The sequence below is a fragment of the Streptomyces ipomoeae 91-03 genome (genome assembly GCF_000317595.1).
Lineage (GTDB): Bacteria > Actinomycetota > Actinomycetes > Streptomycetales > Streptomycetaceae > Streptomyces > Streptomyces ipomoeae.
Genome location: NZ_AEJC01000308.1, coordinates 1 through 11,898 on the forward strand (window position 1 = coordinate 1; position 11,898 = coordinate 11,898).

Consider the following 11,898-nt stretch of genomic DNA (forward strand, 5'->3'; position numbering starts at 1 on the left):
CAGCCCCAGCACCGGGTGCCTCAAACACCCCCGTCCAGCCCTACCCACCGCGGACCTACGCCCCTCGCCGCGCCACCCGCTCGTACTGCACAGCCAGCCCGTCCAACAACGCGTTCAACCCCGTCTCGAACACCCGCTCGTCCACCTTCTCCTGCTGCTCGGCCGGATCGTACACACCCTCGTCGTCCACGACCCCCCCGGCGAACGACCCGATCGCGGACCCCATGATGAAGTACCGCATCAATGCCCCGATGGACGTGGCCTGGGCCGGAGGCCACCCCGCCTCGACCATGGCGCCGAACACCACGTCGGCGACCCGCAGCCCGGCCGGCCGCCGCCCGGGACCGCGCGCGAGGATCGGCACGATGTTGGGGTGGTCGCGCAGGGCGGCCCGATAGGAGACGGCCCAGTCGTGCAGCGCGGTGCGCCAGTCCCGTCCGTCCTCGAACATCGACAGGTCGACCTGCGCGCTCACCGAGTCCGCGACCGCCTCCAGGATCTGATCCATGGTCCGGAAGTGGTTGTAGAGGGACGGCCCGCTCACCCCCAACTCGGCGGCGAGCCGCCGCGTCGACACGGCCGCCAACCCCTCCGCGTCCACCAGCCCCCGCGCCGTCTCCACGATGCGGTCGGTGCTCAACAGGGGCTTGCGCGGTCGGGCCATGGCGCACATAGTAGGGCTGAGCCATAAAACTAGCAGTGATAATTAAACTGTGGACGCGAGGAGATCTGACGTGAACCTGGAGCTCAGCGAGGAGCAGACCGCCGTCCGCGCGCTCGCCCAGGACTTCGTGGAGCGCGAGATCGCCCCGCACGTCGTCGCCTGGGACCGCGCCGAGAACGTCGACCGCTCCCTCGTGAAGAAGCTCGGCGAGGTCGGCTTCCTGGGCCTGACGATCGACGAGGGGTACGGCGGCTCCGGCGGCGACCACCTGGCGTACTGCCTGGTCACCGAGGAACTGGGCCGTGGCGACTCCTCCGTGCGCGGCATCGTCTCCGTCTCGCTCGGTCTGGTGGCGAAGACGATCGCGGCCTGGGGGAGCGAGGAACAGAAGCGGCGCTGGCTGCCGGGCCTGACGGCGGGGGAGTACATCGGCTGCTTCGGCCTCACCGAACCCGGCACCGGCTCCGACGCGGGCAATCTCGCCACCCGCGCGGTCCGCGACGATGGGGGAGACTACGTCATCAACGGCACCAAGATGTTCATCACGAACGGCACCTGGGCCGATGTCGTCCTCCTCTTCGCCCGCTCCACGGACGCCCCCGGCCACAAGGGCGTCACCGCTTTCCTCGTCCCGACCGACACCCCCGGCCTGACCCGTCGCACGATCCACGGCAAACTGGGCCTGCGCGGCCAGGCCACCGCCGAACTGGTCCTGGAGGACGTCCGCGTCCCCGCCTCGGCGATGCTCGGCCCGGAGGGCAAGGGCTTCGGCATCGCCATGTCCGCGCTGGCCAAGGGCCGGATGTCGGTCGCGGCCGGCTGTGTCGGCATCGCCCAGGCCGCACTGGACGCGGCGGTCCGGTACGCCGGCGAGCGCGAACAGTTCGGCAGGACCATCGCGCACCACCAACTCGTCCAGGAACTCATCAGCGACATCGCGGTCGACGTCGACGCGGCCCGTCTGCTGACCTGGCGCGTCGCCGACCTCGTCGACCGGGGCCTGCCCTTCACCACCGAGGCCAGCAAGGCCAAACTCTTCGCCTCCGAGGCCGCTGTCCGCGCCGCGAACAACGCCCTCCAGGTCTTCGGAGGCTATGGCTACATCGACGAGTACCCGGCGGGCAAACTCCTCCGCGACGCCCGGGTGATGACCCTGTACGAGGGCACCAGCCAGATACAGAAACTGCTCATCGGCCGCGCGCTGACGGGAGTCTCGGCGTTCTGAGCGCCTGCCGGGCCCTCGACTGAGTAATCAAATGAGTATGTGAACGGATGTGGCCCGAACCACAACCCGCCGACCCTTGTCCCCATGAGTGAGACACCGGTCAAGCAGCAGAGCACGGCGGCCTTCTACGGCCAGGCCGTCGCGTCCTTCGTCGTCGCGATGGCGGCCACCACCATCGGCATCTACAACCTGGACGCCGACGTCTGGGTCCGTTCCTTCCTGGCCATCGCGGTCCTCTACCTGGTGACCTCGTCCTTCACCCTGGCCAAGGTGATCCGCGACCGGCAGGAGGCCGGCCGGATCGTCAGCCGGGTCGACCAGGCGAGACTGGAGAAGCTCCTCGCGGAGCACGACCCCTTCGAGAAGCTCTGACCCCGTCGCGTACCGCCCTGAGCGGGCACTCTAAGCGCTCGCTCACCCTCGGCGGTATGGTGGTTCCCAGCCATCGGAAGGGGCGAACGAGCGATGAGTACGGCGGAGGAGACGGCCGGCGGCGAGCCGCAGCCGTGGGGCGAGGTGAACCCGGACGCGGCCCGGCGGCTGCTGGTGGCCGCCGTGGAGGCCTTCGCCGAGCGCGGTTACCACGCGACGACGACCCGTGACATCGCGAGCCGCGCGGGCATGAGCCCGGCCGCGCTCTACATCCACTACAAGACCAAGGAAGAGCTGCTCCACCGGATCAGCCGCATCGGCCACGAGAAGGCCCTCGACGTCCTGCGCACCGCCGCCGAGTCCGAGGGCAGCCCCGCCGACCGCCTCGCCGAGGCGGTCCGCTCCTTCGTCCGCTGGCACGCCGGCCAGCACACCGTCGCCCGCGTCGTCCAGTACGAACTCGACGCCCTCGGCCCCGACGCCCGCGCCGAGATCGTCACCCTGCGTCGCCAGAACGACGCGGCCGTACGCGGCATCATCGAGGACGGCGTGGCGGCGGGCGACTTCGACGTCCCCGACGTCAAGGGCACCACCCTCGCCGTCCTCTCCCTCTGCATCGACGTGGCCCGCTGGTTCAACGTCGACGGCCCCCGCACCCCCGACGAAGTCGGCGCCCTGTACGCCGACCTGGTTCTGCGGATGGTGGGCGCGAGGAAGTAGCCCGGTGACGGAGCCCTGCCGGGCGAGCCTGTGGCCGCCCGCACCCGCATGATCGGTGAAATCCTCGAAACATTCGGAGTGCAGGGCTCACGTTTTGATCTTGAGTATCCAGTCGCTTCCGAACGTTTGCGGCGCGATCCCACCAGAATGGCTGATGAGCTGGGAAAATGGCTCTCGGGAGATCCCGAAACGTTGCGAATGTTTCGGGATCATCGCCGAAACCATTGACAGTTGACAGGGGCAGCTCAACACTCGCCGTGACAGGGCAACGACCTCACGAGGACGAGGAGGAAGCACGCCCATGAACGACGCACCCGCACCCCGCTCGCCCAGCCGCAGGCTGTTCCTCAGCGGTGTCGGTACGACCGCGCTGGCCGCCGCGACCGCGGCGGCCTTCCCCGGCACCGCGCACGCCGACACCGTCATCACCACCAACCAGACCGGCACCAACAACGGCTACTACTACTCGTTCTGGACCGACGCTCCGGGAACGGTCTCCATGACCCTGGCCTCCGGCGGCAACTACCGGACCTCCTGGAGCAACACCGGCAACTTCGTCGCCGGCAAGGGCTGGAGCACCGGCAGCCGCAGGACGGTGACCTACTCGGGCACCTTCAACCCGTCCGGCAACGCCTACCTGGCGCTCTACGGATGGACGTCGAACCCGCTGATCGAGTACTACATCGTCGACAACTGGGGCACCTACCGGCCCACGGGAACATACAAGGGCACGGTCACCAGCGACGGCGGCACGTACGACATCTACAAGACGACGCGGTACAACGCCCCGTCCGTCGAAGGCACCCGTACCTTCGACCAGTACTGGAGCGTCCGGCAGTCGAAGCGGACGGGCGGCAGCATCACCACCGGCAACCATTTCGACGCCTGGGCCCGCGCCGGAATGCCCCTCGGCAGCTTCCGCTACTACATGATCATGGCGACCGAGGGATACCGAAGCAGCGGCAACTCCAACATCACGGTGGCCTAGCCATGAGGACCCCACGGCATCGCTCATCACATGCACTGGGTACGAGGCTGACGGTCGTCGCGGTGGCCGCCGCGAGCACCGTCGCCCTCACCTCCGGCACCGGCGTGGCCGCCCCGGCGCGCGCCGCCGCCTGCAACGGCTATGTCGGGCTCACCTTCGACGACGGCCCGTCCGGCAGCACCTCGGCCCTGCTCAACACGCTCCGGCAGAACGGGCTGCGGGCCACGATGTTCAACCAGGGCCAGTACGCCGCCGCCAACCCGTCCCTGGTCCGGGCGCAGGTCAGCGCCGGGATGTGGGTCGCCAACCACAGCTACACGCACCCGCATCTGACCCAGCTCGGTCAGGCGCAGATCGACTCGGAGATCGCCCGGACCCAGCAGGCCATCGCGGGCGCGGGCGGCGGCACTCCGAGGCTCTTCCGTCCGCCGTACGGCGAGACCAACGCGACGGTGAAGGCGGTCGCGGCCAAATACGGCCTGACCCAGATCATCTGGGACGTCGACTCGCAGGACTGGAACAACGCCAGTACGGACGCGATCGTGCAGGCCGCCGCCCGGCTCACCAACGGCCAGGTCATCCTCATGCACGACTGGTCCGCCAACACGCGCGCGGCGATCCCGCGCATCGCCCAGGGGCTGGCCGGTCGCGGCCTGTGCGCCGGGATGATCTCACCGCAGACGGGCCGGGCCGTGGCCCCGACGGCGCTGTCGACCACCCGATCGCCCAAGCCCTGACCCGGACCACGCACCCGTGGCGCGGCGCTCACAGCTGCCGCGCCACACCGCTGCCCGGGCGAACCGACCCGCCCGGACCGGTTTCGGCTCAGAAGTAGTACCGGGACACCGACTCCGCCACGCACACCGGCTTCTCCCCGCCCTCGCGTTCCACGACCACCGCGGCCGTGACCTGCACCCCGCCGCCCACCTCGGCGACCTCCTGGAGCGTGGCGGTGGCGCGGAGACGTGAGCCCACCGGCACCGGGGAGGGGAAGCGGACCTTGTTGGTGCCGTAGTTGACACCCATCTTGACGTTGTCGACCTTGAGCACCTGGGGGACCAGGAGGGGCAGCAGGGAGAGGGTCAGATAGCCGTGGGCGATGGTCGTGCCGAAGGGGCCGGCCGCCGCCTTCTCGGGGTCGACGTGGATCCACTGGTGGTCACCGGTCGCCTCGGCGAACAGATCGATCCGCTTCTGGTCGATCTCCAGCCAGTCGCTGTATCCCAACTGCTCGCCCACCGCCGCCTTGAGCTCCTCGGCGGACGTGAAGATCCTCGGCTCTGCCATGTCCCGGCCTCCCGCATCCCGGATGCCTGCCGCATCCGTGCCAACCATGCCCCGTACCCAACGTCTAAGCAACTGCTTAGCATGGTGTGGTGCGCGGCTCCTGTCAACGGACCGCGACGGTACCCGGTGTGGGTAGGCTCGGAGGGGTGCCCCAGATCCCTGAGAAGATCCACGAGTTGACCGTCGGCCAGCTGTCGGCCCGTAGCGGTGCCGCCGTCTCCGCCCTGCACTTCTACGAGTCCAAGGGACTGATCACCAGCCGCCGCACCGCGGGCAACCAGCGCCGCTACAGCCGTGACACCCTGCGCCGCGTCGCCTTCGTACGGGCCGCGCAGCGCGTCGGCATCCCGCTCGCCACGATCCGCGACGCGCTCGCCCAGCTGCCCGAGGAACGCACCCCGACCCGCGAGGACTGGGCGCACCTCTCCGAGGCCTGGCGCTCGGAGCTGGACGAGCGCATCAAGCAGCTCAACCGGCTGCGCGACCATCTCACCGACTGCATCGGCTGCGGCTGTCTGTCCCTCGCCACCTGTGTGCTGTCCAACCCCGACGACGTCTTCGGCGAGCGCCGGAGCGGCTCCCGGCTCATGGACGAACGCCGGACTCCCAACGCCCCTGCCGTACGGCGGCAGCCGGAGCGGGTGTCCGGACGCACCCCGGGACAGGAGGAGCGGGTGTCGGGATGCGCCCCGGCACAGGAGGAGCCCGGGAACTGCCGCTGAGCGGTCCGTCCCCGGGCTCCCGGCCCCACGGGTCCCCCGAAGTTCCCGTGGGGAGCCTGTCGCCACCCCCGGCTCCTACCTCGTACTACTCGTACTCGGTGCCGCCCTTGCGGGTCAGATACGCCGGGCTGACGGCCTTGGCGATGGCCCGCCCACCCGTCACAGGGCTGTACCGCTCGACGGCCGGTCGGATGACGACGCCCTCACGCAGATGCAGCTCGCGCCCGGAGACCGTCTCCCGGCCGGTGGCCACCTCCAGCACACGGTCGACGTCGTACGGGCCCTCGTACAGCCGTGGTACGAGCGGCAGCCGGCCATCGACCAGGTCGGTCAGCTCGGCCGAGTCCAGCCGGCGGACCCGGCCGTCGATCTCCGCCGAGACGTCGAACACGGCGTAACCGAGGGTGTCGCGGCGGCCGTCGGCGCCGTACGTCAGGTCCTGCACCCCGGCGCCGTAGACCTCGCCGAAGATGCCGATGCGGTGTGCGCCGAGCCGTTCGGCGAGCCGGGCGGCGGCCTCGGTGACGCCGTGGCCGTGGACGGCGCGCCAGTACAGGTTGCGCGGATCCTCCTTCAGGGCGAGGGACTTGGAGCCGAAGCCCTTCGAGGAGACCTGGACGCGGCCGTCCTCGGCGAAGTACGTCACCAGACAGGCCGAGCCGTGCAGCTTCTCGGTGAGGACGACCGGCTCGCCAGGGGTGAAGATGTCCGGGTAGCGCTGGATGTTCTCGATGTCGACCCAGGGGAGCAGATCCGGCGCCGACTCGACCTCGCCGCTCATCGTCGGCGGGATCGGCGGCACCCACTTGACGATGCCCAACTGCTCCGCGAAGTCGGTGCCCTCGGTGACGGCCGCCGTCAGATCCACGTCCGCCAGCGCCCGCGGCCGGCAGACGATGCCCTGCGACAGCTCACCGCGCAGCCGCACCGCCTTCACCCGGTCCGACTTGCCGCCTGCCAGCCGCCCGGTCAGCCCCAACTCCTCGATCAGCTCGGCCGGCAGCACGGACTGCTCCGGAATGTAGACGGCGGTGTCACCGGTGCGGTAGACGCCCTTGGCGACGACGGCCCGATACAGCCCCACCTGCGCCAGCTCCAGCGCGTCGGCGTTGGGGTGTTCATGGATCGTCAGCACTTCAGCGGTGACGCGCAGCGTCGACATCGGGTCTCTCCTCGGTTCCTGGGTTTCCTCAGGGCTGTCTCATCGACCCCAACTGTCCGTACGGGAAAGGGGTGGAGCGACCGGATTTGCGCTTGGTAGGGTCGCGGGCCTCGTCCCGCCGGCACCGATGCGCGCCGGAGCCTCCGAGCAACCCCCATGCCCGCGGATGTGTCATGCACATAGAGGTATGTACACAGCGGGGGGTGTTACCGTGCGCCCTTCGTCGAGGGAGGAGCGTCGTTGAGCGTCGTTGTCTGTTCGCTGAAGTGGGAGCGGGCACACTCGGGGGTGCAGAAGATCAGTTATGACTCGGACGGCTACCACCTGGTGCGTTTCCCGTACGAGAAGTCCGAGGAGTCGTACGACCCATGGAAGATGCACGACCCGGCGCACGGCGGCGACGCCGCGTCGAAGTTCCCCGACCCGCGCTCGGGGTTGATCTGGCCCAGCCATGACGGCTGGGGCGTGCTGTCGGCGATGGTGTTCTGGGACGCGGACCCCAGGACCCTGGAGTACCGGGCCCGTTTCGTGCGCGACCCGCTGAACCTGACCGCGAAGAAGTGCGACTCGACCGGCACCGCGGACAGCGCGCTCACCCGGGGTGGCCAGTACCGCACCTATATGTGGCAGATGTTCGTGCACAAGGGCATGCCACTCGGCCTGAAGATATCGGCGCGCGGGGCGGGGGACACCAAGCGGGCCACGGCGATCATGCTCGCCGAGTTCAAGCTCGCCATCCACACGGACGTCAAGAAGCCGTAGCCGACCGCGGTCGTCCGTACGAACACCGAAGGGGGGCGTGGGCCGCGACGTGGGACTGACGTCGCGGGGGAGCGTCGTAGGGGCAACGTCGGTCGGTCAGTTGTTGCGTACATCCACGGGGGTGCGGCATCCCCGGCGCACCCCCGCCGGGCTCGGGCTACGCCGACACCAGCAGCCGTACGCGCCTGGACTCGGCCAGCGCCTCCGGCGTGAGCACCGGTCGTGGTACCACGATTCCGCACTCCGAGCAGACCGGGCCCGAGGACGGTTCATGGGCCAGGTCGTACTTCCACATGAGGCGCTCGCCGTCGCACACCGGGCAGGTCGAGCCCGGTTCGCGCTCCAGCGCGGCGATCAGCCGGCGCAGCACCTCCGCCAGTGGTTCATGGGGATGGACCTTCGGGTCGTCGCACCAGGCGACCCCGAACCCGCCCCAGGTCAGCCGGTGCCAGTCGTCGACACTGCCCGGCCTGCGCAGCCCGTCGTGCTTCTCCTTCTTGCGGCGCTGCGCGAACTGCACCTCGTAGTCGAGCCAGACGGAGCGGGCCTCCTCCAACTCGTCCAGTGCGGCCACGAGCCGCGCTGGATCGGGGTTGCGGTCCTCGGGACCGAACCCGGCCCGGGTGCACAAGTGGTCCCAGGTGGCCCGATGCCCGTAAGGGGCGAACCTCTCAAGGCACTTGCGCAGCGAATAACGCCGCAGTGCCAGGTCGCACCTGGGATCGCGCACCTGTCTTGCCAGACTCCGGAAACCGGCCATCGCCCTGCACCTCCGTCACACCTGCACCTGCACTTCGGTCACTTCGGCGTTGCCGTACGGGCCTTCGCGGTCGACTGCGCGTCGACTCCGCACCGACTTCGTACGACGTCGCCGAATAGACGTATCGACACGCGATTCGGCTCCATCCGATTTCCGATGACCTCCATAAGCCGTCTACTGAGCCGTTCATGGACTGTTCCTGCCTATGCCTGATTGCCTCTGACTTCTTCTTGTCTGCTTACGACTACTTCTGAGTACCTGTTCAAGCTGTCAGCCACCTGTCCCGCAGCCGTGGTGTGGTGATCCAGAAAACGTGACGCATGTTCATCTTCAAACCCGGGGATACCGGCGGTAACATCCGGCCCACCCCCGTTCGGGAGGAGCTGCCATGCCACGGCGCACCCCACGCACCTCACGCAACGCACCCGACAGACTGAGAACTCCCCGTAGATTCCCGGAGTTCCTCAAGGCCGCCTCGATATGCGCACTCGTTGCCGGTCTTTTGTCGCCTCTTTCCCCGGCGTCCCAGGCGGCCTCGGCGGCAGCCGCGGACGCGCAGGCCGTCGAGGCGGCGGCGGTCACCGACCACTGCGGCGGGCAGTGCTCGGACATCCTGCCGCCGGGTCAGAACGGCAACGCCACCCTCGCCCAGGTCCTCCTCAACCAGGCCTTCGGCACCATGCCGGAGAACGCGAGCAACCAGCTCGGCCCCTACAGCAACCTGGCCACCGGCTACCCGGGGCTCACCAACGCCACCATCAACAACTTCTTCAACGACGCGTCCTTCGGCGTCGCCTCCGACCAGGTCGCCTCCACCCTGAACCCGGCCGGCCGCACCGACGTCACGATCGTCCGTGACAAGAAGACCGGTGTGCCGCACATCACGGGCACCACCCGCTACGGCACCGAGTTCGGCGCGGGCTACGCCGCCGCCCAGGACCGGCTGTGGCTGATGGACGTCTTCCGGCACGTCGGACGCGGCAAGCTGACCCCGTTCGCGGGCGGCGCCGAGTCCAACCAGGGCCTGGAGCAGGAGTTCTGGCGCCACGCCCCGTACACCGAGGCCGATCTGCAGGCACAGATCGACAAGGCGGTGGCCGCCAACGGCGAGCGCGGCCAGCTGGCCCTCGCCGACGTCAACGCCTACGTCGCCGGTATCAACGCCTACATCGACGCCTCCGACAGCGGCCGTTACTTCCCCGGCGAGTACGTCCTGACCGGCCACAAGGACTCCGTCACCAACGCCGGCACCATCGAGCACTTCAAGCCCACCGACCTGGTCGCCCTGGCCTCCGTCATCGGCGCCCTCTTCGGCTCCGGAGGCGGCGGCGAGGTCAACAACGCCCTGTCACTGCTGGCCGCCCAGGAGAAGTACGGCGTCACCGAGGGCACCAAGGTCTGGGAGTCGTTCCGCGAACGCAACGACCCCGAGGCCGCCCTCACCGTCCAGGACGGCAGCTTCCCGTACGCCACCAAGCCGGCCAGTCCGCAGGGCATGGCCCTCCCCGACGACGGCACGGTCACCGAGGAGCCCCTGGTCTACGACCGCACCGGCAGCGCCGCCACGGCCGCCTCGACGAGCGTCTCCACCGAGGCCACCGACAGCGCACTCAGCTCCGCCCGGCGCGGCATGTCCAACGCCCTCGTCGTCAGCGGCGAGCACACCGCGAGCGGCCACCCCATCGCCGTCTTCGGCCCCCAGACCGGCTACTTCGCGCCCCAACTCCTCATGCTCCAGGAGCTCCAAGGGCCGGGCATCAGCGCCCGCGGCGCCTCCTTCGCCGGCCTGAGCATGTACGTCGAACTCGGCCGCGGCCAGGACTACGCCTGGAGCGCCACCACCTCCGGCCAGGACATCATCGACTCCTACGCCGTCGAACTGTGCCAGGACGACGTCCACTACCTGTACCACGGCACCTGCACGGCCATGGAGAAGGTCGAGCAGACCAACGCCTGGAAGCCCACCACCGCCGACTCCACCCCGGCCGGCTCGTACCGCATGCAGGTCTGGCGCACCAAGTACGGCCCCGTCACCCATCGCGCGACGGTCGGCGGCAAGAAGGTCGCCTACACCACCCTGCGCTCCTCGTACCTGAACGAGGCCGAGTCGATCATCGGCTTCCAGATGCTGAACGACCCCGACTACGTCAAGGGCCCCGAGGACTTCCAGAAGGCCGTCCAGAACATCAACTACACCTTCAACTGGTTCTACGCCGACTCCAGCCACACCGCGTACTACAACAGCGGCGACAACCCGGTCCGCGCCGCGAACGTCGACGCCGAGTTCCCGACCTGGGCGCAGGCCGCGTACGAGTGGCGCAACTGGAACCCGACCACGAACGCCGCCGACTACACCCCGCCGTCCCAGCACCCCAACTCCATCGACCAGGACTACTACATCTCCTGGAACAACAAGCAGGCCAAGGACTACACCACCGCCCCCTGGGGCAACGGCTCCGTCCATCGCGGCAACCTCCTCGACGACCGGGTCAAGCGGCTCGTCGCCGCGGGCGGCGTCACCCGGGCCTCGCTGACGAAGGCCATGGCCGAGGCGGGCCTCGCCGACCTGCGGGCCGAGGACGTCGTCCCGGATCTGCTGAAGGTCATCAACAGCAGCACGGTCACCGACTCCACGGCCGCGGCGGCGGTCAGCAAGCTCCAGGCCTGGGTCTCGTCGGGCTCCAAGCGCACGGAGACCTCCGCCGGTTCGAAGACCTACGCCCACGCCGAGGCGATCCGCATCCTGGACGCCTGGTGGCCACTGCTGGTGAAGGCCGAGTTCGAACCCGGCCTCGGCACCGACCTCTACACCGCCATGACCGCCAACCTGCCCATCGACGAGTCCCCGTCGGCCGCCCACGGCCCGACCGGCTCCCACGCCGGAAGCTCCTTCCAGTACGGCTGGTGGAGCTATGTCGACAAGGACATCCGCTCGGTGCTCGGTGAGTCGGTGCAGGGCCCGCTGGCGCAGAAGTACTGCGGCGGCGGCAGCCTCGGCGCCTGCCGCACCACCCTGATCAACACCCTCAAGGAGGCGGCCGGCAAGACCGCCGCGCAGGTCTACCCGGGCGACGCGTACTGCTCGGCCGGCGACCAGTGGTGCGCCGACTCGATCATCCAGCAGCCCCTGGGCGGCATCAAGCACAACAAGATCAGCTGGCAGAACCGTCCGACGTTCCAGCAGGTCGTGGAGTTCACCTCGCACCGGTAGCGCGGGCAACCGCGGTGTGGCGGCG

The 11,898-nt window shown here is 69.1% G+C and carries 12 protein-coding genes; 8 read left to right on the top strand and 4 right to left on the bottom strand.

Annotation, left to right across the window (positions count from 1 at the left end; all coding sequences use genetic code 11):
* Positions 1–55: 55 nt before the first annotated feature.
* The gene (locus STRIP9103_RS20565; RefSeq protein WP_009316067.1) at positions 56–664 is read right to left on the bottom strand and encodes a TetR/AcrR family transcriptional regulator; all 609 of its coding nucleotides are present in this window, start codon (positions 662–664) and stop codon (positions 56–58) included.
* A 70-nt stretch (positions 665–734) separates the two neighbouring features.
* Between STRIP9103_RS20565 and STRIP9103_RS20570 the strand changes: the two genes are divergently transcribed.
* The 5 genes from STRIP9103_RS20570 (at position 735) to STRIP9103_RS20590 (ending at position 4,706) form a co-directional block, all read left to right on the top strand.
* Positions 735–1,889 (top strand): acyl-CoA dehydrogenase family protein, encoded by a 1,155-nt coding sequence (locus STRIP9103_RS20570; protein WP_009316063.1) that lies wholly within the window; start codon positions 735–737, stop codon positions 1,887–1,889.
* Positions 1,890–1,973: 84 nt separating this feature from the next.
* Positions 1,974–2,261, top strand: coding sequence for a YiaA/YiaB family inner membrane protein (locus STRIP9103_RS20575; RefSeq protein WP_048820651.1), 288 nt, complete (start codon positions 1,974–1,976; stop codon positions 2,259–2,261).
* 93 nt (positions 2,262–2,354) lie between these two features.
* Positions 2,355–2,981 (top strand): TetR/AcrR family transcriptional regulator, encoded by a 627-nt coding sequence (locus STRIP9103_RS20580; RefSeq protein ID WP_009316068.1) that lies wholly within the window; start codon positions 2,355–2,357, stop codon positions 2,979–2,981.
* Between the two features lie 301 nt (positions 2,982–3,282).
* Positions 3,283–3,969, top strand: a complete 687-nt coding sequence (locus tag STRIP9103_RS20585) for a glycoside hydrolase family 11 protein (RefSeq protein ID WP_009316065.1) — start codon at positions 3,283–3,285, stop codon at positions 3,967–3,969.
* 2 nt (positions 3,970–3,971) lie between these two features.
* Entirely contained in the window at positions 3,972–4,706 is a 735-nt protein-coding gene (locus STRIP9103_RS20590; RefSeq protein WP_009316060.1) for a polysaccharide deacetylase family protein, read from the top strand.
* Between the two features lie 88 nt (positions 4,707–4,794).
* On the opposite strand, the gene STRIP9103_RS20595 is transcribed toward STRIP9103_RS20590, so the two are convergent.
* Positions 4,795–5,256, bottom strand: a complete 462-nt coding sequence (locus STRIP9103_RS20595; RefSeq protein ID WP_009316057.1) for a MaoC family dehydratase — start codon at positions 5,254–5,256, stop codon at positions 4,795–4,797.
* A 146-nt stretch (positions 5,257–5,402) separates the two neighbouring features.
* Here STRIP9103_RS20595 and soxR point away from each other — a divergent pair, with 146 nt between their 5' ends.
* A complete protein-coding gene (gene soxR, locus STRIP9103_RS20600; RefSeq protein ID WP_009316069.1) occupies positions 5,403–5,978 on the top strand; it encodes a redox-sensitive transcriptional activator SoxR in 576 nt (191 codons plus the stop codon).
* Between the two features lie 85 nt (positions 5,979–6,063).
* On the opposite strand, the gene STRIP9103_RS20605 is transcribed toward soxR, so the two are convergent.
* Positions 6,064–7,140, bottom strand: coding sequence for an RNA ligase (ATP) (locus STRIP9103_RS20605; protein ID WP_009316059.1), 1,077 nt, complete (start codon positions 7,138–7,140; stop codon positions 6,064–6,066).
* Between the two features lie 240 nt (positions 7,141–7,380).
* Here STRIP9103_RS20605 and STRIP9103_RS20610 point away from each other — a divergent pair, with 240 nt between their 5' ends.
* Entirely contained in the window at positions 7,381–7,902 is a 522-nt protein-coding gene (locus STRIP9103_RS20610) for a hypothetical protein (RefSeq protein ID WP_009316064.1), read from the top strand.
* A 157-nt stretch (positions 7,903–8,059) separates the two neighbouring features.
* Here the strand turns inward: STRIP9103_RS20610 and STRIP9103_RS20615 are convergent, their stop codons facing one another.
* A complete protein-coding gene (locus STRIP9103_RS20615; RefSeq protein WP_048820652.1) occupies positions 8,060–8,662 on the bottom strand; it encodes a hypothetical protein in 603 nt (200 codons plus the stop codon).
* A 388-nt stretch (positions 8,663–9,050) separates the two neighbouring features.
* Between STRIP9103_RS20615 and STRIP9103_RS20620 the strand changes: the two genes are divergently transcribed.
* Entirely contained in the window at positions 9,051–11,873 is a 2,823-nt protein-coding gene (locus STRIP9103_RS20620; protein ID WP_009316062.1) for a penicillin acylase family protein, read from the top strand.
* The last annotated feature ends 25 nt before the right edge of the window (positions 11,874–11,898 follow it).

Coding starts and splice junctions, on each gene's coding strand:
- STRIP9103_RS20565 (WP_009316067.1), bottom strand. CDS start 664: ATGGCCCGACCGCGCAAGCCCCTGTTGAGCACCGACCGCATCGTGGAG.
- STRIP9103_RS20575 (WP_048820651.1), top strand. CDS start 1,974: ATGAGTGAGACACCGGTCAAGCAGCAGAGCACGGCGGCCTTCTACGGC.
- STRIP9103_RS20580 (WP_009316068.1), top strand. CDS start 2,355: ATGAGTACGGCGGAGGAGACGGCCGGCGGCGAGCCGCAGCCGTGGGGC.
- STRIP9103_RS20585 (WP_009316065.1), top strand. CDS start 3,283: ATGAACGACGCACCCGCACCCCGCTCGCCCAGCCGCAGGCTGTTCCTC.
- STRIP9103_RS20590 (WP_009316060.1), top strand. CDS start 3,972: ATGAGGACCCCACGGCATCGCTCATCACATGCACTGGGTACGAGGCTG.
- STRIP9103_RS20595 (WP_009316057.1), bottom strand. CDS start 5,256: ATGGCAGAGCCGAGGATCTTCACGTCCGCCGAGGAGCTCAAGGCGGCG.
- STRIP9103_RS20605 (WP_009316059.1), bottom strand. CDS start 7,140: ATGTCGACGCTGCGCGTCACCGCTGAAGTGCTGACGATCCATGAACAC.
- STRIP9103_RS20615 (WP_048820652.1), bottom strand. CDS start 8,662: ATGGCCGGTTTCCGGAGTCTGGCAAGACAGGTGCGCGATCCCAGGTGC.
- STRIP9103_RS20620 (WP_009316062.1), top strand. CDS start 9,051: ATGCCACGGCGCACCCCACGCACCTCACGCAACGCACCCGACAGACTG.